The sequence below is a fragment of the Corynebacterium sp. MSK035 genome, assembly GCF_030232615.1.
Classification (GTDB): Bacteria; Actinomycetota; Actinomycetes; order Mycobacteriales; family Mycobacteriaceae; genus Corynebacterium; species Corynebacterium jeikeium_D.
This window is the reverse complement of sequence record NZ_JASPJP010000007.1, coordinates 1-25,417: the sequence shown is the minus strand read 5'-3', so window position 1 is coordinate 25,417 and position 25,417 is coordinate 1. Positions and strand designations below refer to the sequence as shown.

At 60.5% G+C, this 25,417-nt stretch carries 23 protein-coding genes and 4 tRNA genes; 10 read left to right on the top strand and 17 right to left on the bottom strand.

Features of this window, described 5'->3' with window-relative positions:
- Nucleotides 1–31: 31 nt before the first annotated feature.
- The 3 genes from QP978_RS05845 to QP978_RS05835 form a co-directional block, all read right to left on the bottom strand.
- Entirely contained in the window at nt 32–604 is a 573-nt protein-coding gene (locus QP978_RS05845; RefSeq protein WP_016422302.1) for an ATP-dependent Clp protease proteolytic subunit, read from the bottom strand.
- Between the two features lie 141 nt (nt 605–745).
- A complete protein-coding gene (tig, locus tag QP978_RS05840) occupies nt 746–2,209 on the bottom strand; it encodes a trigger factor (RefSeq protein WP_101687704.1) in 1,464 nt (487 codons plus the stop codon).
- A tRNA-Pro gene (locus QP978_RS05835) sits at nt 2,182–2,258 on the bottom strand. Before QP978_RS05835 ends, tig begins: the two co-directional genes overlap by 28 nt.
- 562 nt (nt 2,259–2,820) lie before the next feature.
- On the opposite strand from QP978_RS05835, the gene QP978_RS05830 reads away from it, so the two are divergent.
- Both QP978_RS05830 and QP978_RS05825 read left to right on the top strand, forming a co-directional pair.
- Nucleotides 2,821–2,895: transfer RNA gene (locus tag QP978_RS05830), tRNA-Gly, on the top strand.
- 186 nt (nt 2,896–3,081) lie between these two features.
- On the top strand, nt 3,082–3,294 hold the full coding sequence (locus QP978_RS05825) for a hypothetical protein (RefSeq protein WP_042388516.1): 213 nt from the start codon (nt 3,082–3,084) through the stop codon (nt 3,292–3,294).
- A gap of 38 nt (nt 3,295–3,332) precedes the next feature.
- Here QP978_RS05825 and QP978_RS05820 read toward each other — a convergent pair whose 3' ends face one another.
- From QP978_RS05820 to QP978_RS05810, 3 genes are all read right to left on the bottom strand, one after another.
- Complete coding sequence (locus QP978_RS05820) at nt 3,333–4,853, bottom strand: alpha/beta fold hydrolase (RefSeq protein WP_126107929.1); 1,521 nt, start codon at nt 4,851–4,853, stop codon at nt 3,333–3,335.
- A gap of 260 nt (nt 4,854–5,113) precedes the next feature.
- Nucleotides 5,114–6,421: an MFS transporter gene (locus QP978_RS05815; protein ID WP_016422298.1), complete on the bottom strand. Its 1,308-nt coding sequence runs from the start codon at nt 6,419–6,421 to the stop codon at nt 5,114–5,116.
- Nucleotides 6,418–7,941 carry a glycoside hydrolase family 1 protein gene (locus tag QP978_RS05810; protein ID WP_049170990.1) on the bottom strand — a complete coding sequence of 508 codons (1,524 nt, stop codon included), beginning with the start codon at nt 7,939–7,941 and terminating at the stop codon, nt 6,418–6,420. The genes QP978_RS05815 and QP978_RS05810 overlap by 4 nt, the downstream gene beginning before the upstream one ends.
- A 376-nt stretch (nt 7,942–8,317) precedes the next feature.
- On the opposite strand from QP978_RS05810, the gene QP978_RS05805 reads away from it, so the two are divergent.
- Together QP978_RS05805 and QP978_RS05800 are read left to right on the top strand one after the other, a co-directional pair.
- Nucleotides 8,318–8,551 carry a hypothetical protein gene (locus tag QP978_RS05805; RefSeq protein ID WP_048734899.1) on the top strand — a complete coding sequence of 78 codons (234 nt, stop codon included), beginning with the start codon at nt 8,318–8,320 and terminating at the stop codon, nt 8,549–8,551.
- Between the two features lie 146 nt (nt 8,552–8,697).
- Nucleotides 8,698–9,585 carry a DUF1542 domain-containing protein gene (locus QP978_RS05800; RefSeq protein WP_284856953.1) on the top strand — a complete coding sequence of 296 codons (888 nt, stop codon included), beginning with the start codon at nt 8,698–8,700 and terminating at the stop codon, nt 9,583–9,585.
- A gap of 16 nt (nt 9,586–9,601) precedes the next feature.
- Here QP978_RS05800 and QP978_RS05795 read toward each other — a convergent pair whose 3' ends face one another.
- A complete protein-coding gene (locus tag QP978_RS05795) occupies nt 9,602–10,219 on the bottom strand; it encodes a DJ-1/PfpI family protein (protein WP_284856952.1) in 618 nt (205 codons plus the stop codon).
- 107 nt (nt 10,220–10,326) lie between these two features.
- A complete protein-coding gene (locus QP978_RS05790; protein WP_005511109.1) occupies nt 10,327–10,800 on the bottom strand; it encodes a ribose-5-phosphate isomerase in 474 nt (157 codons plus the stop codon).
- 228 nt (nt 10,801–11,028) lie between these two features.
- Here QP978_RS05790 and QP978_RS05785 point away from each other — a divergent pair, with 228 nt between their 5' ends.
- Nucleotides 11,029–12,234 carry a TIGR04053 family radical SAM/SPASM domain-containing protein gene (locus QP978_RS05785; RefSeq protein ID WP_042388514.1) on the top strand — a complete coding sequence of 402 codons (1,206 nt, stop codon included), beginning with the start codon at nt 11,029–11,031 and terminating at the stop codon, nt 12,232–12,234.
- A gap of 27 nt (nt 12,235–12,261) precedes the next feature.
- Here QP978_RS05785 and QP978_RS05780 read toward each other — a convergent pair whose 3' ends face one another.
- Nucleotides 12,262–12,906: a mycothiol-dependent nitroreductase Rv2466c family protein gene (locus tag QP978_RS05780; protein WP_070549429.1), complete on the bottom strand. Its 645-nt coding sequence runs from the start codon at nt 12,904–12,906 to the stop codon at nt 12,262–12,264.
- 149 nt (nt 12,907–13,055) lie between these two features.
- Nucleotides 13,056–13,586 (bottom strand): SMI1/KNR4 family protein, encoded by a 531-nt coding sequence (locus QP978_RS05775; RefSeq protein WP_284856950.1) that lies wholly within the window; start codon nt 13,584–13,586, stop codon nt 13,056–13,058.
- Nucleotides 13,587–13,776: 190 nt separating this feature from the next.
- Here QP978_RS05775 and pepN point away from each other — a divergent pair, with 190 nt between their 5' ends.
- Together pepN and QP978_RS05765 are read left to right on the top strand one after the other, a co-directional pair.
- A complete protein-coding gene (gene pepN, locus QP978_RS05770) occupies nt 13,777–16,479 on the top strand; it encodes an aminopeptidase N (protein WP_284856949.1) in 2,703 nt (900 codons plus the stop codon).
- Nucleotides 16,480–16,546: 67 nt separating this feature from the next.
- Nucleotides 16,547–16,945, top strand: coding sequence for a globin (locus tag QP978_RS05765; RefSeq protein ID WP_049189869.1), 399 nt, complete (start codon nt 16,547–16,549; stop codon nt 16,943–16,945).
- A gap of 18 nt (nt 16,946–16,963) precedes the next feature.
- On the opposite strand, the gene QP978_RS05760 is transcribed toward QP978_RS05765, so the two are convergent.
- The 5 genes from QP978_RS05760 to QP978_RS05740 form a co-directional block, all read right to left on the bottom strand.
- A complete protein-coding gene (locus tag QP978_RS05760; RefSeq protein WP_049189871.1) occupies nt 16,964–17,767 on the bottom strand; it encodes a DUF8185 domain-containing protein in 804 nt (267 codons plus the stop codon).
- A gap of 6 nt (nt 17,768–17,773) precedes the next feature.
- Nucleotides 17,774–18,217: an acyl-CoA thioesterase gene (locus tag QP978_RS05755; RefSeq protein ID WP_016422286.1), complete on the bottom strand. Its 444-nt coding sequence runs from the start codon at nt 18,215–18,217 to the stop codon at nt 17,774–17,776.
- 135 nt (nt 18,218–18,352) lie between these two features.
- Nucleotides 18,353–20,023 (bottom strand): energy-dependent translational throttle protein EttA, encoded by a 1,671-nt coding sequence (gene ettA, locus QP978_RS05750; RefSeq protein WP_016422285.1) that lies wholly within the window; start codon nt 20,021–20,023, stop codon nt 18,353–18,355.
- A gap of 288 nt (nt 20,024–20,311) precedes the next feature.
- Nucleotides 20,312–20,872 carry a single-stranded DNA-binding protein gene (locus QP978_RS05745; protein ID WP_049189873.1) on the bottom strand — a complete coding sequence of 187 codons (561 nt, stop codon included), beginning with the start codon at nt 20,870–20,872 and terminating at the stop codon, nt 20,312–20,314.
- 232 nt (nt 20,873–21,104) lie between these two features.
- On the bottom strand, nt 21,105–23,252 hold the full coding sequence (locus QP978_RS05740; protein ID WP_049189874.1) for a bifunctional copper resistance protein CopD/cytochrome c oxidase assembly protein: 2,148 nt from the start codon (nt 23,250–23,252) through the stop codon (nt 21,105–21,107).
- Nucleotides 23,253–23,338: 86 nt separating this feature from the next.
- Between QP978_RS05740 and QP978_RS05735 the strand changes: the two genes are divergently transcribed.
- Nucleotides 23,339–23,411 (top strand) — tRNA-Arg (locus QP978_RS05735).
- A gap of 55 nt (nt 23,412–23,466) precedes the next feature.
- Here QP978_RS05735 and QP978_RS05730 read toward each other — a convergent pair.
- Together QP978_RS05730 and QP978_RS05725 are read right to left on the bottom strand one after the other, a co-directional pair.
- Nucleotides 23,467–24,111: a TetR/AcrR family transcriptional regulator gene (locus tag QP978_RS05730; protein WP_016422282.1), complete on the bottom strand. Its 645-nt coding sequence runs from the start codon at nt 24,109–24,111 to the stop codon at nt 23,467–23,469.
- A gap of 95 nt (nt 24,112–24,206) precedes the next feature.
- Nucleotides 24,207–24,395 (bottom strand): hypothetical protein, encoded by a 189-nt coding sequence (locus QP978_RS05725; protein WP_042388509.1) that lies wholly within the window; start codon nt 24,393–24,395, stop codon nt 24,207–24,209.
- Here QP978_RS05725 and orn point away from each other — a divergent pair.
- Together orn and QP978_RS05715 are read left to right on the top strand one after the other, a co-directional pair.
- A complete protein-coding gene (gene orn, locus QP978_RS05720; RefSeq protein ID WP_016422281.1) occupies nt 24,394–25,047 on the top strand; it encodes an oligoribonuclease in 654 nt (217 codons plus the stop codon). The two genes, QP978_RS05725 and orn, sit on opposite strands and share 2 nt — an antisense overlap.
- A gap of 142 nt (nt 25,048–25,189) precedes the next feature.
- Nucleotides 25,190–25,265, top strand: a tRNA-His gene (locus QP978_RS05715).
- Nucleotides 25,266–25,417 lie beyond the last annotated feature (152 nt).

The following is a 25,417-nucleotide window of genomic DNA, read 5'->3' as shown; positions in this document are numbered from 1 at the left end:
ATCGCCTCTAATTATTCGCTACTGTCCGCTTTTAGCGTGCGGTGTCCTTGAGGGCGGTCACGACGTGGTCAACCAGGCCGTATTCCTTAGCCTCAGCTGCGGTAAACCAGCGGTCGCGGTCCGAGTCTTCCTCAATGCGCTCAACCGGCTGACCGGTGTGCTGCGCGATCAGACGAGCCATCTCCTTCTTGGTGGCAGCGAACTGCTCAGCCTGAATGGTGATGTCGGATGCGGTTCCGCCGATACCTGCAGATGGCTGGTGCATCATAATGCGGGCGTGCGGCAGCGCGTAACGCTTGCCCTTAGCACCTGCGGCGAGCAGGAACTGGCCCATGGAAGCTGCCAAGCCCATGCCGTAGGTAGCCACGTCGCACGGAACAAACTGCATGGTGTCGTAAATGGCCATGCCGGCGGTGACGGAGCCACCCGGGGAGTTGATGTACAGCGAGATATCCGCCTCTGGGTCCTCAGCTGCCAGGAGCAGCATCTGACCGCAGAGCTTGTTGGCAATCTCGTCGTCGACCTGCTCACCCAGCCAAATAATGCGCTCCTTGAGCAGCTTGTCGAAAACCGTGTTCGTCGACATCTGGGCGTTATCGCTCATCGGTGTACTCCTTTTTCGTACGTGTGCGAGTTTTGTCGTTCATTAGAGGGTAACGAAAAGGGCCGCCCCTTTGTTTCGGGAACGGCCCTTGTTCGCTATAAGCGTTGCGTCATGTCGAACGCGCCGCGCTAATTGCGGGGCTTACTCAGCGGAGGTGTCCTCAGCCTTGTCGGACTCAGCCTTCTCAGCCTCCGGCTCGACCTCACCGAAGTACTCGTTCAGGTCGATTTCGTTGCCCTCGGTGTCCTTGGCGGAAGCCTTCAGGATCGAGGTAGCCAGAGCCTTGCCGCGGCGAACGTCTGCGAACAGGTTGCCGAGCTGGCCGGACTGCTGAATCTGCTGGATGAACTGGTTCGGGTCCATGCCGTAAGACTGAGCAGTGAACAGGATGTGGTCGGTGAGTTCCTGCTGAGAAACATCCGGCTGGATCTCTTCAGCCAGTGCGTCCAGGAACAGCTGGGTGCGGACAGCTTCCTCAGCGGACTTCTTGGAGTCCTCGTCGAACTGCTCACGGGTGGTGCCCTGTGCCTCCAGCATGGAGTTCAGAACCTTCTCGTCGCCGCCGAACTGACCCAGCAGCTGCTGCAGCTGGCCCTCGACCTGCTCCTTGACAACACCCTCCGGCAGAGCGATGGTGGTCTGCTCCATAGCGGCAGCCAGAACCTTGTCGCGAACCTGCTGAGCCTGCTCACCCTTCTTGGTGTTCTCAACCTGGCGAGCCAAATCTTCCTTCAGCTCGTCGATGGTGTCGAACTCGGAAGCCATCTGAGCGAAGTCGTCGTCAGCTTCCGGCAGCTCGCGGACCTTGACGGACTGAACGGTAACGGTGACCTGAGCGTCCTCGCCCTCGTGCTCGCCAGCAACCAGCTTGGTGGTGAACTCCTTGGACTCGCCCTGGGACAGGCCGACAACAGCGTCATCCAGGCCGTCAATCAGGTCATCGGAGCCGACCTGGTAGGACAGGCCCTCGGTGGAGGCCTCTTCCAGCTCTTCGCCGTCGATGGTGGCGGACAGGTCGATGGAGACGAAGTCGTCCTTTTCGACTGCACGCTCGACGCCGGTCAGGGTGCCGAAACGAGCGAGCAGGTTCTGCAGCTCAGCCTCAACAGCTTCGTCGTCGGCGACCAGCGGATCAACCTCAACTGCGATGTCCTCGAACTTCGGCAGCTCAATCTCCGGACGGACGTCGACCTCAGCGGTGAACTCAACGAGCTCGCCGTCTTCCAGCTTGGTGATGTCGACCTCAGGCTGACCGATAACCTTCAGGTCCTCCTCGCGAACGACCTCGTCGTAGCGGGACGGGACCATGTCGTTGAGCACCTGCTCCAGGATCGGGCCGCGGCCGAAGCGGGCCTCAATCAGCTTTGCCGGTGCCTTGCCCTTACGGAAGCCCGGAATCTGGACCTGCTGAGCCAGTGCCTTGTAGGCGTTGTCGAACTCTGGCTTCAGCTCGTCAAACGGGACCTCGACGGTAATCTTCACTCGGGTCTCATTGAGCTTCTCAACGGAAGACTTCACTGGTGCACTCTCCTGCAACTCGATGATTAATTCATAGACCACGGGAGTGCCCGTGATACTGGTCGGGGTAGCGGGATTTGAACCCACGGCCTTCCGCTCCCAAAGCGGACGCGCTACCAAGCTGCGCCATACCCCGTATGCGTCATTCGAAACCTAGCAGAAACCCCTTTGGAGCATCTGCACCGGGGCCCTCATAGTCGCGAAATCGCGTTTCCACAACGGACCCGTATAGATTTACCTGACGATTAATGAAATCACAAAACCACGCGTTCAACCAGGCTAATGCTCTGTCTGAAAACGCTTTACGACGCCATCGAGAGCCAACCTGCCAACTACTACCGGTTTCATGAAAACCATGCATATCACAGGGCGTTTGCATCACCTCGGCACTGCTTTTGGCGGCTTCGTTTACTGCAAACACTCCATTCGTCGGCCGACTCCCCAAAGAAGCCTCTCAAACGACTGCCCCTTTGTTGAGTCGTGTGACAGTGTAATCAACGGCTATACGCCTGTTTCACATACCCCACGTTGCTTTAGCTTCATTTTCTGTTTTTCCCGGCCACAGCCACTTTTCTTTAAAGCCTTCGAGAAAAACCTGGCATCGATTTTTGTATGTGCGCGTTAACGGGTTAATATGCCTTGTACCAAGACACGGTCTGGTGGAGACGATTGAGCGTCTAAGCCGGATTTCTGTCTATGGGGATGTCGTATAGTGGCTAATACCTCAGCCTTCCAAGCTGAAGACGCGGGTTCGATTCCCGTCATCCCCTCCATGTGAAAGCACCCTCCGGCCAGCGTCGGAGGGTGTTCTTCTTTTTGACGGGATCCGTCCCGAAATCCGTCACAGGCATGTCACGACCGCGTGCGCGCGTCACGGTTTCATACAGCGTCGGTAACAAGTCGGTGGCACTGTCATGTCGGGTCTTTTGCCGTCGTCACGCACAACTAGTCCCGGCGGCATGAATCCTCGCATCATCGACAAGGACACCGGCGTCGAGCTGTGGACCGTCGCCGAATGCGCGGAGTTCACCGGTACCGCGCGCGGCACGTTCGCCAGCTATGCGGGCCGTGGCAAAGCGCCGGTGCCGGCGGCGAAGCTCCACGGGCTGAACCCGCGGAACTCCGACGACGTGCGCGAGTGGCAGAAAGGCCACGAGGCGAAGGGCAAGTAGCCGGCCCAATCTCGGACCGGTCAGCCCGGCATGACCGGTCAGCCCAAGTAGTGGGCGGCGACGACGTTGGCGATCTCGTCGGCGTCGTTGTGGGCGACGAGCACGCCGTGGCCGTGGCCCGGCAGCTCGATGAGCTCGCCGCCCATGACCGCCTGCATCGCGCGGCCGCCCGTGCCGGTCACCGCCGCATCGCGGTCGTAGTGGAGCAGCAGCGGCTTCGACTCGAGGGCGTCGCCGCTGAGTTCCACGGCAGCGCCCTGCCCCGGCCAGCCGAGGCATAGCTGCCCCGACGACAGCGCATCGGCGTTGAGGCGGAAGATGTCGCCGCCGGTGAACTGGTCGAGGTACGTGCGGGGAATGCGGGACGGGTCGGCGGCGGTGACGTTGTCGTTGCAGATGATCGCCCGCTCGATGGTTCCCATCGCCTCGGTCTGCGCCATCATGTCTTCCGGGGTCACGCCCTCGGGTAGTTCGGGGGTCTCCACCTCGCCGGTGACCACGGCGTCGGCGATGTCGGGCCACATGCTCTCCGAGTACGTCGCCGCGAAGGTCTGCTGCAGCAGCACCGACTGATTGCCGGCGCCGGGGCGCATCAGGTTCGCCGCGAAGGAATGGCTGCGCCACGCGACGGGCAGAACGCCGTCGGCCAGCTGCATGAACGCCTCCGGGTCGTCGGCGAAGGCGGCGGGCACGTCGCCCACCTGCGTCGGCGGCGGGTAGACCTGACCCGGCGCGCCAACCTCCTCGTTGATGCGCTGCGACCAGCGCGCGTACACCTGCAGGGCGGTGGTGCCCAGGCCGTACTCGTCGTCACGGTCGGCGATCCACTGGAACATCGCGTTGAGAGCCTCGCGGCGCCACGGTTCGCGCGAGTCTCCGAGCCGAAAGTAACGGTCGGCAGGATCGACCGAGGAATCCAGCACCATCCGGCCCGTCTTGTCCGGGAACAGGGTCGCGTACGTGCTCATCAGATCCGTGCCGTAGGACAGGCCGTAGAGGTGCATGACGTCCTGGCCGAGCACGTCGCGGACATGGTTGAGATCGCGAGCGGTGTTCTCCGTGGTGATGGTCGCCGCGTATCCCGGTTCGTTGGCTTCGCAGGAGGCGTACATCGCGCCGACCTGCCCGGAGAGCAGACCCGTCATCGGGATGTCCGCCACGTTGCAGTTCAGCGGGGTGCCCCAGGCCAGGCCGCGCGGCTCGACGGCGATGAGGTCGAAGTGCTCCCGGACGGCGGTCGGCATCCTCACGGCCTCGTCGGAGAACATTCCCAACGCGTCGCCGCCGGGGCCGCCCGGATTGCCTGCGATGACGCCACGGCGCTCCCCCGTCGCCGGAACCCGGCTGACAGTGAGGGAAATCGTCGCGCCCTCCGGGTCGGAATAATCACGTGGCACGTCGATGTCCGCGCACACGGTGCCCGGCGCGGTCATCGCCGCGGTCGGGCACGCGCCCCAGTCCAACCCGCCGAGATCGGCCGGACCGGCGGAGCCGCCGGCCGACGCCTGCGGCACCGACAGCAACGTGCCCGCCAGCGCGAGCGCCGTGACCGGGGCCAACGCCCTGCGGACGAAGGACGTCCGGGACGACGGGGCCGCTGAGACTCGGCTCGCGGACCGGGCCTCGGCACCGGTCTCCACAGAGGAGACGGCGGGGGACGCTGCGCCGAATGCGGCGGGGGACAACTTCTTCGTGGGGCGCACGGGGATAAACACCTTTCATCGACTGCAACGAACGGTATCAAACCGTAACGCCGACCGCACGCCGTTCAAGGCACGAAGATTAGGGCACCGGAGGCACGCTGTTCAACGCACGGAGATCAGGGCACGGACCGCACCCGGTACACCAGCACCGCACCGACGGCGGTGAGCGCGCCCGCGAAAACGTACAGGCCGGGGTACCCGCCGAGGTTCGCCAACGCGAAGGCGGCGAGCACCGGGGCGGCCATGTTCGGGCCGGCGACGGCGAGGTTCATGACGCCCACGTCACGCCCGCGCTCATCGGCCTTGGGCAGCACCTGGTTGATCAGGGCCTGATCGACGGCCATGAACACGCCCCACGACAGACCCAACAGCACCGCCGCGCCGACGACCATGGCGAAGCTCCCGGCGAACGCCATGATCGCGCAGGCCCCGGCGACGCCCATCGACGACAACGCCACGAACACCCGGCGCTTGCCCATCTTGTCGGACACTTTGCCCGACAGGATCGCGGTGACGATGACGCACAGGGCATACGCGCCGGTGAGGACGAGCACGCCGGCATCCGGATCGGGGTGGCCGATGTGATCGCGCAGGTAATAGAACAGGTAGAACAACGCGACCGAGTTGCCCGTGGTCACCAGGAACCGGGCGATGAACACCCACGTGAAGTCGCGGTAGAGCCCTCCGGGCACCTCGGCGACGGCGGGCACCACGGCGTCAGCGTCCCCGCCGGCGTCGTCAAGCACCGGAGATGCGGCCGCCTGCGACCGCACCCGGGACACGTCGCGGAAGCCCGGCAGGAACTGGCCGATGAGCACCAGCAGCAGCGCCGCGGTGACGATGTACGCCAGCCCCAGGTCGAACACCGTGGCCACGACGGTGCCCAGCACCACGCCGAGGGTGTACGTCAGCCCCAGCACACCCGAGACCACGCCGTACTGATTGTCCGGCACCGTATCCGGCGCCACCGCCTGGGCCGCGTTGATTGACGCCGCGATGGCCAGCTGGAACACCGCCCACCCGATGGTCAACGCCATGAAGCCCGGCGCGGCGCCCAGGAACACCAGCGACCCGGCCGCCGCCAGCCCGCCGAAGAGGATCCACGGGGCGCGGCGGCCCCAGCGCGTGTCCGTGCGGTCCGACAACCACCCGGCCAGCGGATGCCCGATGATGGAGAAGAACCCGCCGACCGCCATGAGGAGCGCGAACTTCTCCTCCTTCTCCCCCGGATGCCAGATGAGGATCTGCTGCGCCAACAACAGCTGCGTCGGCGCTGCCCACGAGATGTTCTGCCCCAGGTACAGCAGGCCGTACCGCACGATCCAGCCGGTGGTCACCGGCGTGCGCTGGGCGGGGTCGGCGGTGAAACGCCCGACGTCGGAGATGGCGCGTTCGGAGGAGCCGGCGTGTTCGGAGGAGCTCATCCCTGCACCCCATCCGGCTCCGGCGGCTGCGCCCGCACGTTGGGGTCGGTGTGTTCGTCCGCGACGGGGTAACGACGGCCTGCGGTGTAGCGCCGGTGCAGCTCCGGGGTGATCCGCCCGGTGCGGGCCAGCTCGGCCAGCAGGTGGCCCGACGGCTTCATCGTCCGTTCCTGCGTCTCGTAGTCCAGGTGGACGATGCCGAATCGCGGCTCTTCGCCGTCGGCCCATTCCCAGTTGTCCACGAAGCACCAGTGGTACCAGCGCTCGATGGGCACGTCCGACTCGGCGATGGCCCGCAGGTGCTCCAGGATGAACCGCGGCCGGAACGACTCCAGCCTGCGGTCGGCAGCCCCGGCGTCCGGGTTGGCGTAGTCCCCGGCCGGATTCGGCTTTTCGACGCCCGCGTCCACGCCACCGACCGACAGCTCCAGATCGCCGAGATCGCAGGTGCCGTTTTCGGTGATCCAGACCGGTCCGCCGAAACGCTCGTTCAGGTCGCGGGCGCATTCGACCAGGCCCTCGGGGTGGATTTCCCACCCGAGGTCGTTGACCGGAGCCCCGACGAAGGTGCCGTCGTCGAACTTGTCGACGGCCGTGCGCGAGTAGTAGTTCAGGCCCAGGAAGTCGTGGTGGCGGCCCGACGGCAACCCGCGGCCGACCTTCGCCCCGCCCAGCAGCGGATGGAACTTCCCCGCCAGATGCGCGTCGGCGACGATGTCCTGGAACAGATGCCGATTGATCCGCGCCAGGCCGCGGTGGATGGGGTTGCGCGGATTGCGCGGCGCGAACGCCCGTGCGTGGTGGGCGATGCCGACCTTCGCCCGATCCCCCTGGATGCCGTGGATGACCTCGTAACCGCGGATGTGGGACACCGCCATGTTGCGCAGCACGGCCATCGTGTCGCCCCACGAGCGGTTGCCCGGCGGGCCCGAGCGGAACATGTGCGCCTGGGTGGCGTACACGTTCGGCTCGTTGACGGTGATCCACTCGTCGACGAGGTCGTCGAGCGCCCGCACGGTCGTCTCCGCATAGCGCAGGAAAGCCGCCGGCGATTCATCGGAGGTGAAGCCGCCGCGCCGAGCGAACCAGAGCGGATTGACGAAGTGATGGAGCGTCACCAGCGGACGAATCCCCTTGTCCCGCAGGTCGGCAATCTCCTCACGGTAGCGATCCAGCACCGCATGGTCGAACTCCCCCGGCCGCGGTTCGATACGCGCCCACTCCACGCCGATGCGAGCGATGGGCAGACCCAGCGACGCCATGAGCTCGTTGTCCTCCCGCCACCGGTTCCAGTGGTCGGTGGCGCGCAGCGGGGTCGAACCATCGGCGATGTTGCCGGGCTCGCGGGCCCAATCGAACCAGTCGTTGTTCTCGTCACCGCCCTCGATCTGCCCGGCGGCCGACGCCGTGCCGATCAGCAGACCCCGCAGATCGACGTCGTGATGCAACGGCTTCGCGAGCGGCGACGTGCGCGGCTGAGGATGGAGAGTTCGGTCATTGGCAGGCACATTGGTTGACATGCCGACATCCTATGTCACACATCACGCCTAGTTTTTGGTTTTCAAACAAAATATTATGGGTTTCGCGCGTCGACGGGGTCGTCGTAAAGCAACCGAGTAGAGCAACCGGATCGTTCGCGAAAAATCCGCTCCCCCTGGAACGAATCGGAGCCCCGGCCCGTTGTTGACGATGTCCCCCCCCAAAAAAAAATCAAAAATCACGTTAGGAACCCCACTTGTCAGCCTTCTAAGCTGAAGACGCGGGTTCGATTCCCGTCATCCCCTCCACGCAACCGGGCGCATTGCTCCCGGTTTTTACTTTCTGAGCCGACGTCCGGGGACCAGAAATTCTTCTGACCTCTGTTCAGGATCCAGTGCTACGGGTACTCTGGGCACCATGAAGCCCACCATTATCGATGCCGATACTGGACACGAACTATGGACCGCGGTCGAATGCGCTGCTTTTTCCGGCACCGCACGTGGCACTTTCACCAGCTACGCTGGCCGCAAGAAGGCTCCTGAACCCGTCGCGAAGCTTCATGGGTTGACCCTGTGGGATTCCGAAGAAGTTCGCGCATGGCACGCCAATCGGAAGAGCCGCACCAAGAGCACCGACTCCGCCGAATCATAGATACCTACCCATACCCAATCATTTCCTGGTTCCCGAGCTACATCTGTCGGACAGATATGTAAGCTCGGGAACTTTTTTCGCTCTACATGCGTTATCTCAAGTAATTACAAGCAGTACCCGCAATTTCCTTTTTGGAGGCCTAGCCCATGGGGGCTTTAATCCTGATCGCGATCACCGTCGGCGGCGCAATTATCATCGCGTCGATGGCTCAAAACCGCTCTAACAGGGCCTTTGATGCTCGCCAGAACAATCAATTGGAAGACGCCGTCGCAGACGCCCGCCGCTGGATTGAGCGACTGGGCTCACAGGTATTGAACCTGGCTGGCACCGATTCGGCTTCCACGCAGGCTCTTGCTGACGCATCCGAGCGCTACAATGCCGCTTCCTCGCAGATTTCTACTGCGCGCACCCCGGCACAGGCGCGAATGGCCCGCGAATCGGCGCTGGAGGGCCTGCACTACATCAATGCGGCTCGCGAAATTATGGGCCTGCCGGCGGGGCCGACACTGCCACCGCTGGAGGGGCAGAAGGCCGCTGGTTCTGTGACCGAAACTCGCACCATTGAGCACGAAGGCCACTCGGTTACCGCCTCTCCATACGCCACCCCGGAAACTCCGAACTACTACCCCGGTGGTCGTGTCGCTGGCCGTCCGGTTCCGGCCGGTTGGTACTCCGAGCCATGGTGGAAGTCCGCGCTCCGCACCGGTGTCTGGACCGCAGGCTCGATGCTGCTGTTCTCTACCCTCTTCCACGGTATGGCCGGTGTTGCCTACGGCGCTGATGAGTTCGCCAGCGGCATGGGCACCGGCGCTGACGACTTCGGCGGCACCGAGGACTTTGGAGCCGAAGACTTCGGTGGCGACGATTTCGGTGGAGATGACCTTGGCGGCGACTTCGGTGGCGGCGGTGCAGATGCCGGTGACGCAGGCGACGGCGGAGGCTTCTTCGACGGCCTCTTCGGTGGCGGCGACGGCGGCGGATTTTTCGACGGCGGCGGATTTTTCGACGGCGGATTCGACGGTTTCGATATTTAGAAAAAGCCCGGCGCCGCTATTTCGCTAAATCCGCAAAAGGATCGACAGTGCCGTCTGTCTGAGGCCGATACTCAATTTTTCTGGCGGCGAATCGACCAGCTTCCTTGCCAAGGATGCTGCTAATTAAAGCAACAGCCATATCCATACCTGCTGCGACTCCTGATGAGCTCCAGCGATCTCCGTCTTCAACCCATCGAGCCGCTTTCACCCACGTCACTTCGTTTCCGAACGAGGTAGCCCAATCAAAAGCCAACTTATTACTAGTTGCCCGCTTTCCTTCAAGAAGCCCAGCCGCAGCAAGCAGTGCGGAACCTGTGCAAACCGATGCCACTAACCGCGCCCGGGATCCGAGGTTGTTGAGCCAGTCCAAAAACTCTGCATCGTCAACTAGTGTTCTACTCCCGGCTCCACCAGGAACTAGAAAAATATCGACCGTTTCGAGGTCAGTGGCACAACGTGTGGCGATAACCTGCGCCCCCTGAGCGCTGGTTATCGGACCAGCAATGTTGGCGACATATTCGACCTCAATCTCTGGGACATGGCCAAAAAGGCCAACCGGTCCAAATACGTCCAAGAGCTCGAACCCGGGGAATAGCACAACAGTTACTCGGCGATGCGCTTCTTGATTTGTCATACGACAATTCCTACTCCGTCTACACATGAAAAAAGGTCTGGTCCCAGAGTTTTCTGGAACCAGACCCCTTTTTTATTCCTATCAACAGATAGCGAACAGCAATCCCTTTAAGCTTCTGGCAGCTCCGGGGCAACGCCAGTCTTTTCGTACTCTGCCAGAATGTCGATGCGGCGCTGGTGACGCTCCTCCTCGCTCCACGGCTGGGAGACGAAAGCATCGACGATAGCCAGGGCCTCTTCCTCAGAGTGCATACGACCGCCGAGGCCGATCAGCTGAGCATTGTTGTGCTCGCGGGCGAGCTTTGCGGTCTCCACCGACCAAGCCAGCGCACAACGAGCGCCCTTGACCTTGTTAGCAGCAATCTGCTCGCCGTTGCCGGAACCGCCGAGCACGATGCCCAGGCTGCCCGGATCAGCGACGGTACGGGAAGCCGCCTCAATGCAGAATGCTGGGTAATCATCTGCAGGGTCGTAGGTGTGAGCGCCGCAATCAACGACGTCGTGGCCAGCCTTCTCCAGGTGGGCCTTAATCAGGTTCTTCATCTCAAAACCGGCGTGGTCTGCACCAAGGTAAATACGCATGGCAGCAAGTTTAGCGGTTCCCACGGATTCCACGGCGCCTGCACCCGTTTTAGGTATTGCTTGACGACGTCTCCTGCGCAGCCGAATAGGGTGAAAAGTGACTGTATTTGCGTTTCAGCACGCCTTCGAAACCGGAAATTGGGTGCTTTTACCGTGTCTCCTGCGCCGCAAGCTCACTTCCAAGTCGATCCTGAAGCCCATGGCTCCCATGGGAATCATCACGCACCGGTGGTGCGAACGGTTCGGCATGACATCAACAAGAAACCATTTATTGTCATTTGGGAGGTCACGCGGGCTTGTGGCTTAGTCTGCAAGCACTGCCGTGCAGATGCGCAGCACGAGCCGCATCCTCACCAGCTTTCGACCACCGAGGGCAAGATGCTGCTGGAGACCTTGGCGTCGTATAGCAAGCCGAAGCCGCTTGTAGTGCTCACCGGCGGTGATCCTTTTGAGCGTGATGACCTGGAAGAATTGGTGCGATTCGGCACGGAGCAGGGCCTGAATATGTCGCTATCTCCATCGGTGACGCCGCGGCTCACGCCAGAGCGGATTCAGTCACTGCGTGAGGCCGGTGGCAAGGCGATGTCCATGTCGCTCGATGGCGCGACTGCCCAGACCCATGACAAGTTCCGTGGATTTTCGGGCACTTTTGAAAAGACGCTCGAAATGGCTCCGCACATCAACGAGGCCGGTTACCGGCTGCAGATTAACTCGACCCTGACCAAGGGAAATATTCATGAGGCGCCAGCGCTGCTGAAGACCGTCATGGAGATGCAGGCCAAGATGTGGTACGTCTTTTTCCTCGTTCCCACTGGTCGCGGTGCGGATTTGGGCGCATTGTCACCGGAGGAACGCGAGGATGTTCTGCACTGGTTGTCTGATGTGTCCAACCGAATTGCCATTAAGACGACGGAGGCGCCGCAGTATCGGCGCGTCGTCATGCAGCAGGAGGAAGCGAAGGAAAAGGGGCTGCCACCCTATGAGGGCGGCGAGCTCTACCGTTACTTGACCGAGGAAACGACAAAGCTGCTCGGTGCTGTGCCGGAAAAGCCACGTCGCCCGCGCTCCCCCATGGCCGTCAATTCCGGGTCAGGTTTTGCCTTCATTGACCACATCGGCGACGTCTACCCCAATGGCTTCCTGCCGCTTCACTGCGGAAATGTGAAGGCCACGCCATTCCAGGAAATCTATTCGAACTCGCCGGCGTTCAAGGCCCTTCGCGATCCGGACAATTGGCATGGAAAGTGCAGCGTCTGTGAATACCACAGCGTATGCGGTGGGTCCCGGTCGACAGCGTACGCGTTGACCGGGGATTACACCGCATCCGACCCGACCTGCATCTACATCCCGCCACGGTGGGCTGCCATGAGCGAAGAAGAACGGCAGGCCTCTACCGGGCAGAATGCTGGAGCCGGAGCGGGTCAGCTCTCCTAACTGCGCGCCCCAGCTGCTACTGCTTTCTTAGTCGAAGCGCGGGTCCTCAGTCCGGGAGCGCTTAATTTCGAAGAAGTACGGGTAGCTGGCGACGGCAACCGAGCCGTCGAAAATCTTGCCGGCTTCTTCGCCGCGTGGGATACGGGTAAGCACCGGACCGAAGAAGGCAACGTCGTTGAGCTTGACCACCGGAGTGCCGACGTCGTTGCCGACCTCCTTCATGGCCTCTGCGTGGTTTTCACGCATGAGCTCATCGAACTCGGTAGTCAGGGCCTGTGCCAGGCGCTCTTCCGGCAGTCCAACCTCTGCGAGGGCTTCCTTAATCAGCTCGTCGAATGCGTGCTCCGGCTCGTCGACATGCGCATGGCGATCGATGCGGTTTTCGTTGTGAATCTTCGTGCCCAGCGCGGTATAAAGCTTGTCGACGGCCTCCTGACCATCCTGGGAGAACACGGCGTTGAACAGGCGTGCCGGGGTCCAGTTGCACTGCATCATGAACTTGTAATCTTCCGGCAGTTCATCGCGGCCTTCATTGAGCACCGACAGGCTCATCGGCTTCCACTCGATCTCGATGTCGCGGACCTTTTCGACTTCCTTAATCCAGCGCGACGTCACCCAGCAAAACGGGCAGGAAACGTCGAAGTAAAAAGTGACCTTGTCTCGATTGCTCATGTCAAAGTCCTCCTAAAGCATTGATTGACTTATCAACGACTATAGGGCGGAATTTTTCGGTTCGCATTCATGAATTCGGATGGGTCCGAAGTTCTATCGGGCCCGGTGCTAACTGACTCCCCCCATCGGACGCCGTCCAGATTGCTTACCTAGCCGTTCCAGGGCAAACCCGTGGCCTCCAGGGAATCAGCAGCAGCTTCCAAGTAGGCAGGCCAGTCGGCGTAGTCCAGGAACTCCGAGCCCACCTCGTGGTCCATGGAAACCATCTTCCCCGAGCGCATGTCCAGGCAGTAGTTGTTTCCGCCGAAGTCCATAACCAGCGGAATCCATGCCTCGTGATACCACTTGCCATCCGAGTCGGCGCTGTCCATGCCTTCGGCTTCAAAATCATCAAAGTCGCCGTCTGCCTGCAGCTGAGTCCACAGCTTGTAGTCGTTCAGAATCGACTTCGGCGGCGCAATCCAGCCACCGTCCCACGGCTCACCGTCTACAGACGCGTGCCGCAGCCACGAAGCTCGCACGTAGTCTGGCAGTTTTACTCCGAGGTCAGCCTCAAGCTGATCCAGTTCCGCTTCTGTCGCCGGAGCCTCCAGGGCATCGTCGCCAAGCTTCGCCTCAATGCGATCCCACGCCGCGTTGACCCGTTCAACCTTGCTTGCATCATCACTGAGTTCGTACATGAAACGAAGTGTATTCACAATCGGTTTTGCTCGCATGCCGAAGAAGCCAAAATCTCGTCCCTTCGACCGCCAATCGATCGCCAATGCGACCGCCCCCCAATCGACGCGGAATGAGCGAGGAAGCCGAGGTCGCCCCGCTCACCCCGCTACCGCCCGATTCCCAATCCGGGGTCGTGGTTACACTTGTCGCATGACTTCCACGAACCTAACCAGGACCGAGGCCGCCGACCGTGCGGCCATGCTCAAGGTGTCCCACTACGACATCTCTCTTGACCTCACGACCGCACCAGTCGGCGGGCCGCACAGCGCACCAACATTCGCTTCCAAGACCACAATTTCTCTGACGGCGAAGCGCGCTGGTTCCACCTTTATTGACCTGCGTGATGCGGTTGTTAAGAGTGTGACCATCGACGGCGTCGATGCCACGGAGGCCGCTCGTTATGCCAGCGAGACCGGCATTAACGTGGACCTGACCGAAGGTGACCACACCGTCGTTATCGATGCGGACTGTCGTTACACCAATAACGGCCAGGGCATTCACCGCTTCCAGGATCCCGCCGATGGCGAAACCTACCTGTACTCGCAGTTTGAAACTGCCGATGCCAAGCGCGTGTTCGCCTGCTTTGACCAGCCGGATTTGAAGGCGACGTACTCCATCCACGTCGTGGCGCCGAAGGGCTGGAAGGTTATTTCCAACTCGGTAGCCAAGACCGGCACCACCACCGATGTCCACGGCAATGAGGCCGACACCTTCGACTTCTCAGTGGATGTTCCGCTGTCGACGTACCTCGTCGCAGTCTGTGCGGGCCCGTGGCACGAGGTCACTGACTCGTGGACCGGCACTGTCGCACCGCACCCGGAAACCCCTGCCGAGCACCAGCCGGACGGCGAGCTGACCATTCCGCTAGGAATCTACTGCCGCCAGTCCATCGCCGAGTACCTCGATGCCGACACTCTGTTCAAGGAGACCAAGGAAGGCTTCGACTTCTACGCCAAGCACTTCGGCGAGCCCTACCCGTTCGGCAAGTACGACCAGATCTTCTGCCCGGAATACAACATGGGTGCGATGGAAAACGCCGGCTGCGTGACCATCCGCGACGAGTACGTCTTTCGTTCCAAGCCCACCCATTACCTCTACGAGCGCCGCAACGACACCATCCTGCACGAGATGGCTCACATGTGGTTCGGCGATTTGGTCACCATGCAGTGGTGGGATGATCTCTGGCTCAACGAGTCCTTCGCTACCTGGTCGGCTGCCGCCGCACAGGTTGAGGTTTCCGATTACAGCCACGCCTGGACCACCTTCGCCAACGTAGAGAAGGCCTGGGCCTACAAGCAGGATCAGCTGCCGTCGACGCACCCGATTGCCGCCGATGCCAGCGACATTGACACCGTCGAGCAGAACTTCGACGGCATCACCTACGCCAAGGGCGCGTCCACCCTCAAGCAGCTGGCCGCCTACGTTGGTCAGGACGCCTTCCTCGCCGGTGCTCGTCTTCACTTTTCCCGCCACCGCTTTGGCAACGCCACCTTCGCGGATCTGTTGGAGGCGCTCTCCGAGGCCTCCGGTCGCGATCTGTCTGGCTGGGCCGATCAGTGGCTGACCACCACCGGCATCACCACCCTGGCGCCAGAGTTCCATCAAGAGGACGGCAAGTACACCTCCTTCGCAGTCACGCAGGAAGGCGCCGAGCCGGGTGCCGGTGAACTCCGTGATCACCGAATCGCAGTGGGCATCTACAACCTGCGCGGCACCGGCGCGGACGCTGTACTTGAGCGCACCAAGCGCGTGGAAATCGACGTCCGCGGTGCCCGCACCGATGTCCCAGATCTGGTCGACACACCAGTTGGCGACGTCGTGCTGGTTAACGACGACGACCTCACCTACAGCATGATTCGCCTGGACGAAGGCTCGCTTGCCACCGTCATCGACAACATCGGCGCTTTCACCGATTCGATGGCGCGCACACTGTGCTGGTCCGCCACCTGGCAGATGGTTCGCGCAGGCCAGATGCGCGCTCGCGACTTCGTCAACCTGGTGCTTCGCGGCATCCCGGGCGAGGATAAGCTCTCCGTCTTGGAGCGCGTCATCGCTCAGGCGGTCAGCGCCGTCAACGTCTACGCCGATCCTCAGTGGGCCGAGTCCACCGGCCGCGATCTGCTGGCTCAGGGTCTGTTGGACTACGCGAAGAAGGAAACCGACGCCGACCGCGCCCTGGTTTTCGTTAACGCTCTGGCTACCGTGGGCTCGTCGAATAGCGACGTCGCCGACGCACTGCGCGCCATCTACGCCGGCGACGCCGACAAGGCTGGCTTCCCCGCTGTCACTGTCGACACCGACATGCAGTGGCGCGCCTTGAAGGCTCTGGTTTCCGCTGGTCTCGAAGGCGAGGAGGCCATCGCAGAGCTTGAAAAGACCGACAATTCAGCACTCGGCGCACAGGCCGCCATCGCCTGCCGCGCCTCCGTGCCGACGCTCGCCAACAAGTCCCGCGTCTGGGCTGAGGCGACTGTCTCCGGCGACGACGCCCCATCGAACCTTGTCATTCGCCACCTGCTGGCCGGCTTCAACGCGCCGGGCTCGGGTGCAGTGCTCGCGCAGGCGCTTGACGACGACTCCCGTGCCACCATCAGCGCGGAGCAGTCGGCAACCTCGCTGTCGGAGCACTTCTTCGCTGTTGCCAACAGCTGGTGGAAGCAGTTCTCCTCCGAGACGGCACAGACGCTGCTCGAGGGCTTCTACCCCACCTGGGAGATCAGTGATGAGGCAATTGCAGCCGCTCAACGTCTGCTCGACAGCGACGAGACTGCATCGCCGGTCAAGCGCATCATCTCTGAGCAGCAGTTCCTGGTGAAGCTCGCTCTTCGCGCCCGCGAGTTCGACGCGAAGTAACAAGTGATTTCGGCCGGCACTTTGGCCGTTATCGTTTTCGTGGCATCAAGTCGATAGACTTGGTGCCATGACAACTTCTCAGACGCTCTTTGACTCCGTCGGCGGCGAGGATGTCTTCAATCGCATCGTCCATGGTTTTTACACGCGCATGCGTTCCGATGACCTCATCGGCCCGATGTACCCCAGCGATGACTGGGAGGGCGCCGAGGATCGACTCCGCATGTTCCTCGTCCAGTACTGGGGCGGGCCGCGTTCGTACAGCGAACAGCGTGGTCATCCGCGCCTGCGCATGCGCCACATGCCGTTTTCCATCGGCGAAGCCGAACGCGACCGCTGGCTGGAGATCATGAGTGCCTCACTCGCAGACATTTCCGATGACGAGCTCCCCCGCCCCCAGCGCGAAGCCATGTGGAACCACATGGTGCAGGTTGCTGACATGCTCATCAACCGCTTCGACGCGCAGTAGGAATTAGGCCCTGCGCCGCTAGTTCAGCAGCGGCAGCACGCCAAAGGACTCGAGCGTAAAGATCGAGCCAAACCGCCCATCCAGCCGGTGCCACCGTCCCTTTGTGGACACGCGCACCGGCTCTTTTTCATCCGGTTGCTCCGGGATAAAGCCCATCGTGCACAGCGCAAACACGTCCCGCATGGTCACGTCCACCACGCTTTTCGACGTCTCCTGCGACTGCCCTTCCCCTGTATCAACAGTGGCTTCACCGGTACCGCCGCTGACAGTGAGAACCTTTTGGTCCAGCAGAGACGGTGGCATGCCCATCGGGCCGGAAGATTCGACGGCGACCGCGCGCCCCTGCTTCTCGAGAGTCCGGAAGGCAGTGGCTGGAACATAGTCGACAACCTGCCATCCTTCCGGCACTGGCAGGAATCCCGGCCAGGAGGACGCCGACTGCGCATGCACGCGGTATGGCATCGCGGTGAGCGAAGCTTCTTTCTCCTCTCCGTCCTCAGCAGTTTTTGCCTGCGCAAAGGCACGCACTGCGATGTCTTTAATCTCCGCGGCGGTGACGATGATGTCGTCGGGAAGCGCGTGCAGCGCAATCGTGCGCATGGCGAGCGGGCCGATTGGGGTCTTCACCCATACCTGCGACATTGCGGGCGCAGCGTTAGGCGCGGACGAGGAACTGATACCAGCGGCGGCGGTCTTACGTACTCGGATGCGTAGCAACGTGCTCTCGTCGAGGGCGTAGGCCTTATGGGCCAGGACGCCCAGGTTCTTCAGGGCATCGGGAGTGCCGAAGGTCAGCTCGGCAGCGGGATGAGAAGTGGTCACGGCGAATTACTTGTCCTGGTCTTCCTTGTTGTCTTCGATTGCGGGAGCTGCAAAACGCTCCAGTTCACGGCGGGCAGACGGGGAGAGCTCGACTGCCTTCGCAGTCTTGAGATCAAACATCACCATCACGGTTTCGAGCACAGCAACGATGTGATCATGCTGGTCGGAGATTGTCTGGCGAAGTGTGAAAGAGGTGCGACCGAAGTTGATGATCTCGGTCTCAACCACAACTTCCTGGGTGTCCGGCAAAATAGCGCGGACGTAGTCAATCTCCAGGCGACGCACCACTGCCGCAGGCATCCCTGCCCCGCCGCCGAGACCGCGCATCACAAAGTCCAGACGAGCCTGCTGGGCGTATTCCAGGAAAGCGGTGTTGTTGGCGTGGCCATACTGATCGAAATCAGACCAGCGGATAGCGACGTTGGTACGAAATGGTGCTGATTCAGTCATACCCAGAACTATAGGCGTTTTCTGGAGCTACGAGCCTGCGAATACGCGAAAGCCCGGGACCTGTGCACTGGTGCGAGCCAGTCCACAAGGTTCCGGACTTTGCCGTTGGCAAAAATCAGATTCGCGCGAAACAGATTATCGGGTCAGGCGACGGTGCGTGACGCGCGACGGGCGTGCAGCCTCCTCGCCGTAACGCTCAATCTTGTTCTTCTCGTAGCCCTCGAAGTTGCCCTCGAACCAGAACCACTTGCCCTCTTCGAAGTTGCCTTCCCATGCGAGGATGTGGGTACAGGTGCGGTCCAGGAACCAACGGTCGTGGGAAATGACCACGGCACAGCCCGGGAAGTTCTGCAGTGCGTTTTCCAGCGAAGACAGGGTTTCGACGTCAAGGTCGTTAGTCGGCTCATCCAGGAGGATCAGGTTACCGCCCTGCTTCAGGGTCAGCGCGAGGTTCAGACGGTTGCGCTCACCACCGGAGAGAACCTTCGACGGCTTCTGCTGGTCCGCACCCTTGAAACCGAATGCAGACAGGTACGCACGAGACGGCATCTCGTTCTGGCCGACCACGATGTAGTCGAGACCATCAGAGACAACCTCCCAGACGGTCTTTTCCGGATCGATGTTTTCACGACCCTGGTCAACGTAGCTGAGCTGAACAGTCTGACCGACCTTGACCTCACCGGAATCCGGCTGCTCCAGACCCACGATGGTCTTGAACAGGGTGGACTTACCCACACCGTTCGGGCCAATCACACCGACGATGCCGTTACGCGGCAGGGTGAACGACAGGTCCTTAATCAGGACGCGGCCATCGAAGCCCTTCTCCAGGTCCTTGACCTCAACAACCTGGTTACCCAGGCGCGGCGGGGTCGGAATCTGGATCTCTTCGAAGTCGAGCTTCTTGTACTGCTCGGCTTCCTCCACCATCTGCTCGTAGCGCTCCAGACGGGCCTTGTTCTTGGCCTGGCGAGCCTTCTGACCCGAGCGGACCCACGCCAGCTCGTCCTTCAGGCGCTTCTGCAGCTTGGCGTCCTTCTTACCTGCAACCTCGAGGCGCTCAGCCTTCTTCTCCAGGTAAGTCGAGTAATTGCCCTCGTACGGGTAGAGCTTGCCGCGGTCGACCTCACAGATCCAGCCAGCGACGTGATCCAGGAAGTAACGGTCGTGGGTCACGGCCAGGACGGCACCCGGGTACTTAGCCAGGTGCTGCTCGAGCCACAGCACAGACTCGGCGTCCAGGTGGTTAGTCGGCTCGTCGAGAAGCAGCAGGTCCGGCTCGGAGAGCAGCAGCTTTGCCAGTGCTACACGACGACGCTCACCACCGGAGAGGTGAGTAACCGGCTCGTCCGCCGGCGGGCAGCGAAGCGCATCCATTGCCTGCTCAATCTTGGAATCCAGCTCCCAAGCATCAGCGGCGTCGAGCTCCTCCTGGAGCTTGCCCATTTCTTCCATGAGCTCGTCGGTGTAATTGGTGGCCATCTCCTCGGCGATGGCTTCAAAACGAGCCTTCTTCTCGAAGATGTCGCCGAGGCCCTCCTCGACGTTGCCGCGAACGGTCTTCTCCTCATTCAGCGGAGGCTCCTGCAGCAGGATGCCGACAGTGGCGCCCGGCTCCAGGAAAGCTTCACCGTTACTCGGCTGATCAAGGCCAGCCATAATCTTCAGAATCGACGACTTACCTGCGCCGTTCGGACCGACCACGCCGATCTTTGCGCCCGGGTAAAACGCCATGGTGACGTTGTCGAGAATAACCTTATCGCCGTGCGCCTTGCGCACGTTTTTCATCTGGTAGATGAACTCACCCATGGTGGAATTTCGTCCCCTCGTAGAAAGGAAATAAGCAATCCCTGTAGAGGTTACGCATAGGAACCAAAAGGCACAATCTACATGGGCGTACCCGCAATCCTTTCCCACCAAAATCTCTGCCAGGCTCCTAGCAAAACTAGCTGCGAGATAACGCTGCCGAATCGTATGCGATCCCTCCCCTTTCTCAGCAGCGTCACCTCACGTGCAGTAATTACCCCTCCCCTCTTTCCGCTCTTTCAGCGGCTCCCCCCCCTCATTCCGCTCTACAACGATGTACTGGCTCCTGGGTTAGAACGGCGCACTGACTCCTGCATCAGCCATTTCTCGCTGCTCCGAACTAGCTGCACCTGTGTTCCCCGCCTCACCAGCGCCGCCTGTACTAGCAGTGAAGGTGCGCACGGCCCCGGCCTGAGACGCAACTGTCTCAGTAACCGAAGCTTCCGAATCCCCAGTCGATGCCTCACCAAGACCAGTCGGCGACTCATGCGGCTTCTCAGTCATAGTCTTCACTGTTGCCAGGTGACGGCGCAGATTCGGACCTACCGCCTTAGCAATGATCTTCTGGCGCTGATGCTTCGTACCATCATCGCCCTCCCAGCGATCCGTACGAACGTGACCGTGGACAATGACGGCTTGGCCCTTCCACACCGTGTTATTCACGTTCTCGGCGAGCTTGCCCCAACATTCAACATCAAAATATGACGTCTCCGACTGCTCCCAACCATTCTCCCCCTTCCATGACTTGCTGGATGCCACAGAAAACTTGCAGACCTTTGCCCCAGAATTGGTGTTTCGATTTTCCACATGATGGACCACATTGCCCACCACGGTAATAACTGCCTCAGACATCGGGCTCCTCCCCCAAAGAAAGCGTTTACCTACTGCGGCCGAATAATTCGAAGGTGTCTCATTCGTGCCGTGCCAATTACTTTTCCGGCTTCGAGAAACAAATGAAAGAGGTACATAAAAAGCCTGTGGATAAGTTTGTCGAAAAGACAACTATCCACAGGCTACGTATGAAGTTGAGGGGCGAAGTCGCGGCAATCCTCGTCGTCAAGCATGCAAAATCAGCTTAACGACGCTACCTTCCGCGCCTCTTCGAGGCATCGATCGGATTATCCATGTGCACCGGATGCTGCGCGTCAACCTCCGAGGTGTAGTAATCGCGCTCATCCTCGCCACCAACACCGACCTGCTGGCTCATGCGAGCGAGCATTTCGTTGTAAGCGGCCAACTCCTCATCATTGTTGCGGTCTGCGACGCGGTCGTAGCGGGCTGCATCCTTTTCATCGGAACGCCGCCACTGTACAAACAGCGCAACGGTGACGATGTAGAGCGGAACCTCACCGGCAGCCCACGCGACGGCACCACCAACGTTCTGATCTTCCAGGAGATTCACTGCCCAAGGGAGATCCAGGCTGGCGTAGTAGGCCTCGGCAAGCACCTGCTGCGACTGCATCAGCGAAATACCGAACCAAGCGTGGAACGGCAACGACCCCATCAGCGTGACCAGCTTGACCGACGGCTCAATCTGCTGTGGTGCAGCATCGACACCGATAATGACCCAGTAGAAGATGTAACCGGAGATCAAGAAGTGGATGTTCATGAACACGTGGCCCGCGTGCTCATCAGCCAGGAAGTCATAAATCGGTGTCATGTAGAGCAGGTAAAAGCCCGCGACGAACTGCACCGTTGCCACAACCGGGTGCGTGAGGAAACGCGACACCGGGTTGTTGATGAAGACCACCAGCCACTCACGAATACCAGGCAGACCATCGCGGCCGGCCGGCTTCAGCGCACGCAGCGCGAGCGTAACTGGGCCGCCCAGGACCAGCATGACCGGAATGCCCATGGAGTAAAGCATGTGGGCGATCATGTGAACCGAGAACAGAGCCGGCATGTACACGCCCAGCGCGCTGCACGAAGTAAACAGCAGCGTGGCACAGCCGGCGAGCCACCACAGGGTGTTGGACAGCGGCCAGGTACCGCCGCGCTTCTTCAGCAAGTAGAGCCAGTACAAGTAAATCCACGCGGCAATGATGGCGGCAGAGCCGAAGAAGATGTCAAAGCGCCACTGCGTGAACATGGCCTCCCAACCGAATGGGATCTCCAGGTTGTAACCTAGCTTGACCTGCATCTGCGTAATCGACGGCAGGCCCTCACCGCCGGCCTGCTCAGAGAAATTCGGTGGCGGCGGAGTACGGCCCAGAGCTACGGCAACGCCGATTGTCAGCGCCATGATGATGACCTCGACAATGGCCAGACGCCAGAATGGACGATTCGACTGAGCGCGCTCAATCTCCGGAATGGTGATCTTGCGGTGCACATAGCCGCATAGGCCCAGCAAGATAGTGAGAACGGCCTTGACCAGCACCATGATGCCGTAGTTGTTGCTGACCAGGTCAGACCAGTCAATGTTGATGGCTGCGTTAATGAAGCCGGAGGCAGACATGGCGATGAAAGCCACCAACGCCACGAAAGAATAGCGCTTCACTACCTCTGGCATCCATTCACCGCGACGACGCGCGTGGCCAACCAGCGCCATCAAACCGCCGACCCAAAACACAGTGAAGGTCAAGTGCCAGATGTAGGAGTTAGTGCCGTAGTCATGGGCACCACCGGAGGCATTGTGGCTTACAACCGCCAGCGGCATCATCGACACCAAGCTGATGGCGAAGAACACCGGCTGCCAAATCCACTTACGAGTCAGCGATGAACCAAGCGCCACAATGCCCGCAAAAATAGCTACCCACAGCCACGCCAAGCCCTCCTTGGTCTGCTCCAACGACACAGCCCAGTTACTCAGCTGAATCGTCGTCGACAGCGGCTGGCCCGACACATCGGAGAGCACCAGCGGAATCTCCATCAGCGCCATGAGGCCCCAGCCGAGCATGGCCCACATACCCGTGCGGGATGCCGTGTAGCCGTCGAGGCCCAAAGTGCCGTCGGCACGCTGCTTCGTACCGAAAGCGGCGAGCATAAACGAACCGACACCGAGGCAGGCGAGCAGCTCACCGGCCGCCTTCGCGAACGGGAACCCGAAGGTGGTGATTGTGCCGGGATCGGGAATACCCAACGTGGCGCGCGAATCCATGTTGAACGCCATCGAGAGCAAACCAGCTAGAACGCCGCCGATAAGTACAAAAACAACGTACCAACCAGCAGATTTACGGACTTTCTTATCCTTGCTAACAGGCGGAGAGGTCTCGGCCTTGGTCGTGGCAGTCATAGCCCTAAGCTTAGCGACCAAAGTCCCTAGAACAGAACCGGTTGTGATTGGCTACATTAGAGACGCTACAATGCTTTTCTTAGCTAGCCTCCATAGCTCAGTGGACAGAGCAGTCGGCTTCTACCCGATTGGTCGAGGGTTCGAATCCTTCTGGGGGCGCAAAAATAACCCGCCTGAACTGGTTTTATACCAGATGCAGGCGGGTTTTTACTTCTTAGTTCTTCTTGTTATCCGCAGGATCCGGGCGCAAGTAGCGGTCAACCATGTCGACGACCTCTTCGACAGATTCCTTGTCTAGCGTCGCGTCCTTGCCATCCGGGCGCCACACCAGCACCATCGTCTGAATCAGACGGTAAATGTTGCGCGCCAGCAGATATGGATCGTGCTCGCGAATAGTGCCGTCTTCCTGCCCGTGACGGACACCGGGGAGAATGAATTTCTCCACAATTTCCAGCTGTGTATCGCTCATCTCTCCAGTGAGCGCTTCTAAGACACGGTCGGGATCTGTCTTGACCAGGCCAGGGAAAAAGTCACTTTCGATGATGCGTTGAACGACGATTCGAATACGCAGCAACATGCGAGCGCGCGAATCGCCAGGGACATAGCGGAGCCCCTCAAGCATGTGCAGGATTTCGCGGTTGGTCACTTCCCCCAGAAGCTCACCAATGTCAGCGTATCGACGATATACGGTCGGACGCGAAACTCCTGCCTTGCGAGCAATTTCTGCAATCGAAGTCCTACGCAAGCCCACAGTCATTACGCTTTCGCGCGCAGCGGCAATGATGACATCATCGACGGATGGTTTCTGTGCCGCGGTGGTGCTTTGAGCAGCGTCGCCAACACGCCTCGTCTCATCCATGTAACTATTTCTCCCGTTGGAATCCGAACTCAGAAGTAATTTTATCAGGCAAATAGGTCGATTTAGTTCATGCCCCGTTGTCCAATTCTAAGATCTTACTTTCCAGTTAATTTCGTTTCCCCCACAATTCGCTCCACAAACCACACGGCAATCCACACGCCCGACCACAGCACAATCCACATCGCTAAGCTGGGCGTAGTCAGCGTGTGCCCCACAGCCCAGTCCGGGCACAAAATAAGGCGCACTGCAGAATCATGCCGAATCTCAGCGAAAGGTGAAATCATGGCTCAGCCCGATCCCGACCTCCAGCTCTCCCCTGAGCTCGACCGCATCGTGTGGATTGACTGTGAGATGACGGGCCTCGAACCCGAGCGCCACGTCATTGTCGAAATCGCGGCTCTCGTCACCGATGCCAACCTCAACGTCCTCGGGGAAGGCGTGGACATCGTCGTGCACGCGTCCGAGACCGAATTGGCGCAGATGGATGATTTCGTCACCAAGATGCATGCGAAGTCCGGCCTGGATCAGGAAATTCGCGACAGCAAGACTAATGTCGCCGACGCCGAACAGGCTGTTTTGGACTACATCCGTCAGTGGGTTCCCGAGCCGCGCACCGCCCCACTGGCAGGCAACTCGATTGCCTCCGACCGCAAGTTCATCCACCGCTACATGCCAGAGCTCGACCAGCACCTGCACTACCGCATGATTGATGTCTCTTCCTTCAAGGAACTTGCCCGCCGCTGGTACCCCCAGGTCCTCAAGGGCGCTCCAGAAAAGGGTCTCGCTCACCGAGCTCTTGCAGATATCAAGGAGTCGATCCGCGAGCTGGACTACTACCGCCGCGCCATGCTTCTGCCCCACCCCGGCCCCGAAGGCGACGCTATTTCTGCCGCAAGCAAGGAATCGACGGAAAAGTACGGTGAGATTCGCGGCTAGCTCGCTTTACGACGACCCAAACCCCACCCTTTCCCAAATTTATCCGGGTTGACCTGCTGTTTTTGTTTCCAGCCCACTGTGGGCTACCATATAGTTCGCTGCAGAGATGAGCTGAGAATACAGCTCCTTTAATGCGGTAATGGTGACTGTAGTTCAGTTGGTAGAGCACCAGGTTGTGATCCTGGGTGTCGCGGGTTCGAGTCCCGTCAGTCACCCCAAGTAGAACCCTCGGCCAGGTTTTTCCGGGCCGAGGGTTTTTGTGTTTCCGCCTTAGCAACTGCGTTTATGGTTGGCGGGTTAAGTAGCAAAAAGTGTGTCCGCTCGGCGTGTTGCGGGGCGGGCACACCGTTTGTTACTTCATGGGGCCTTT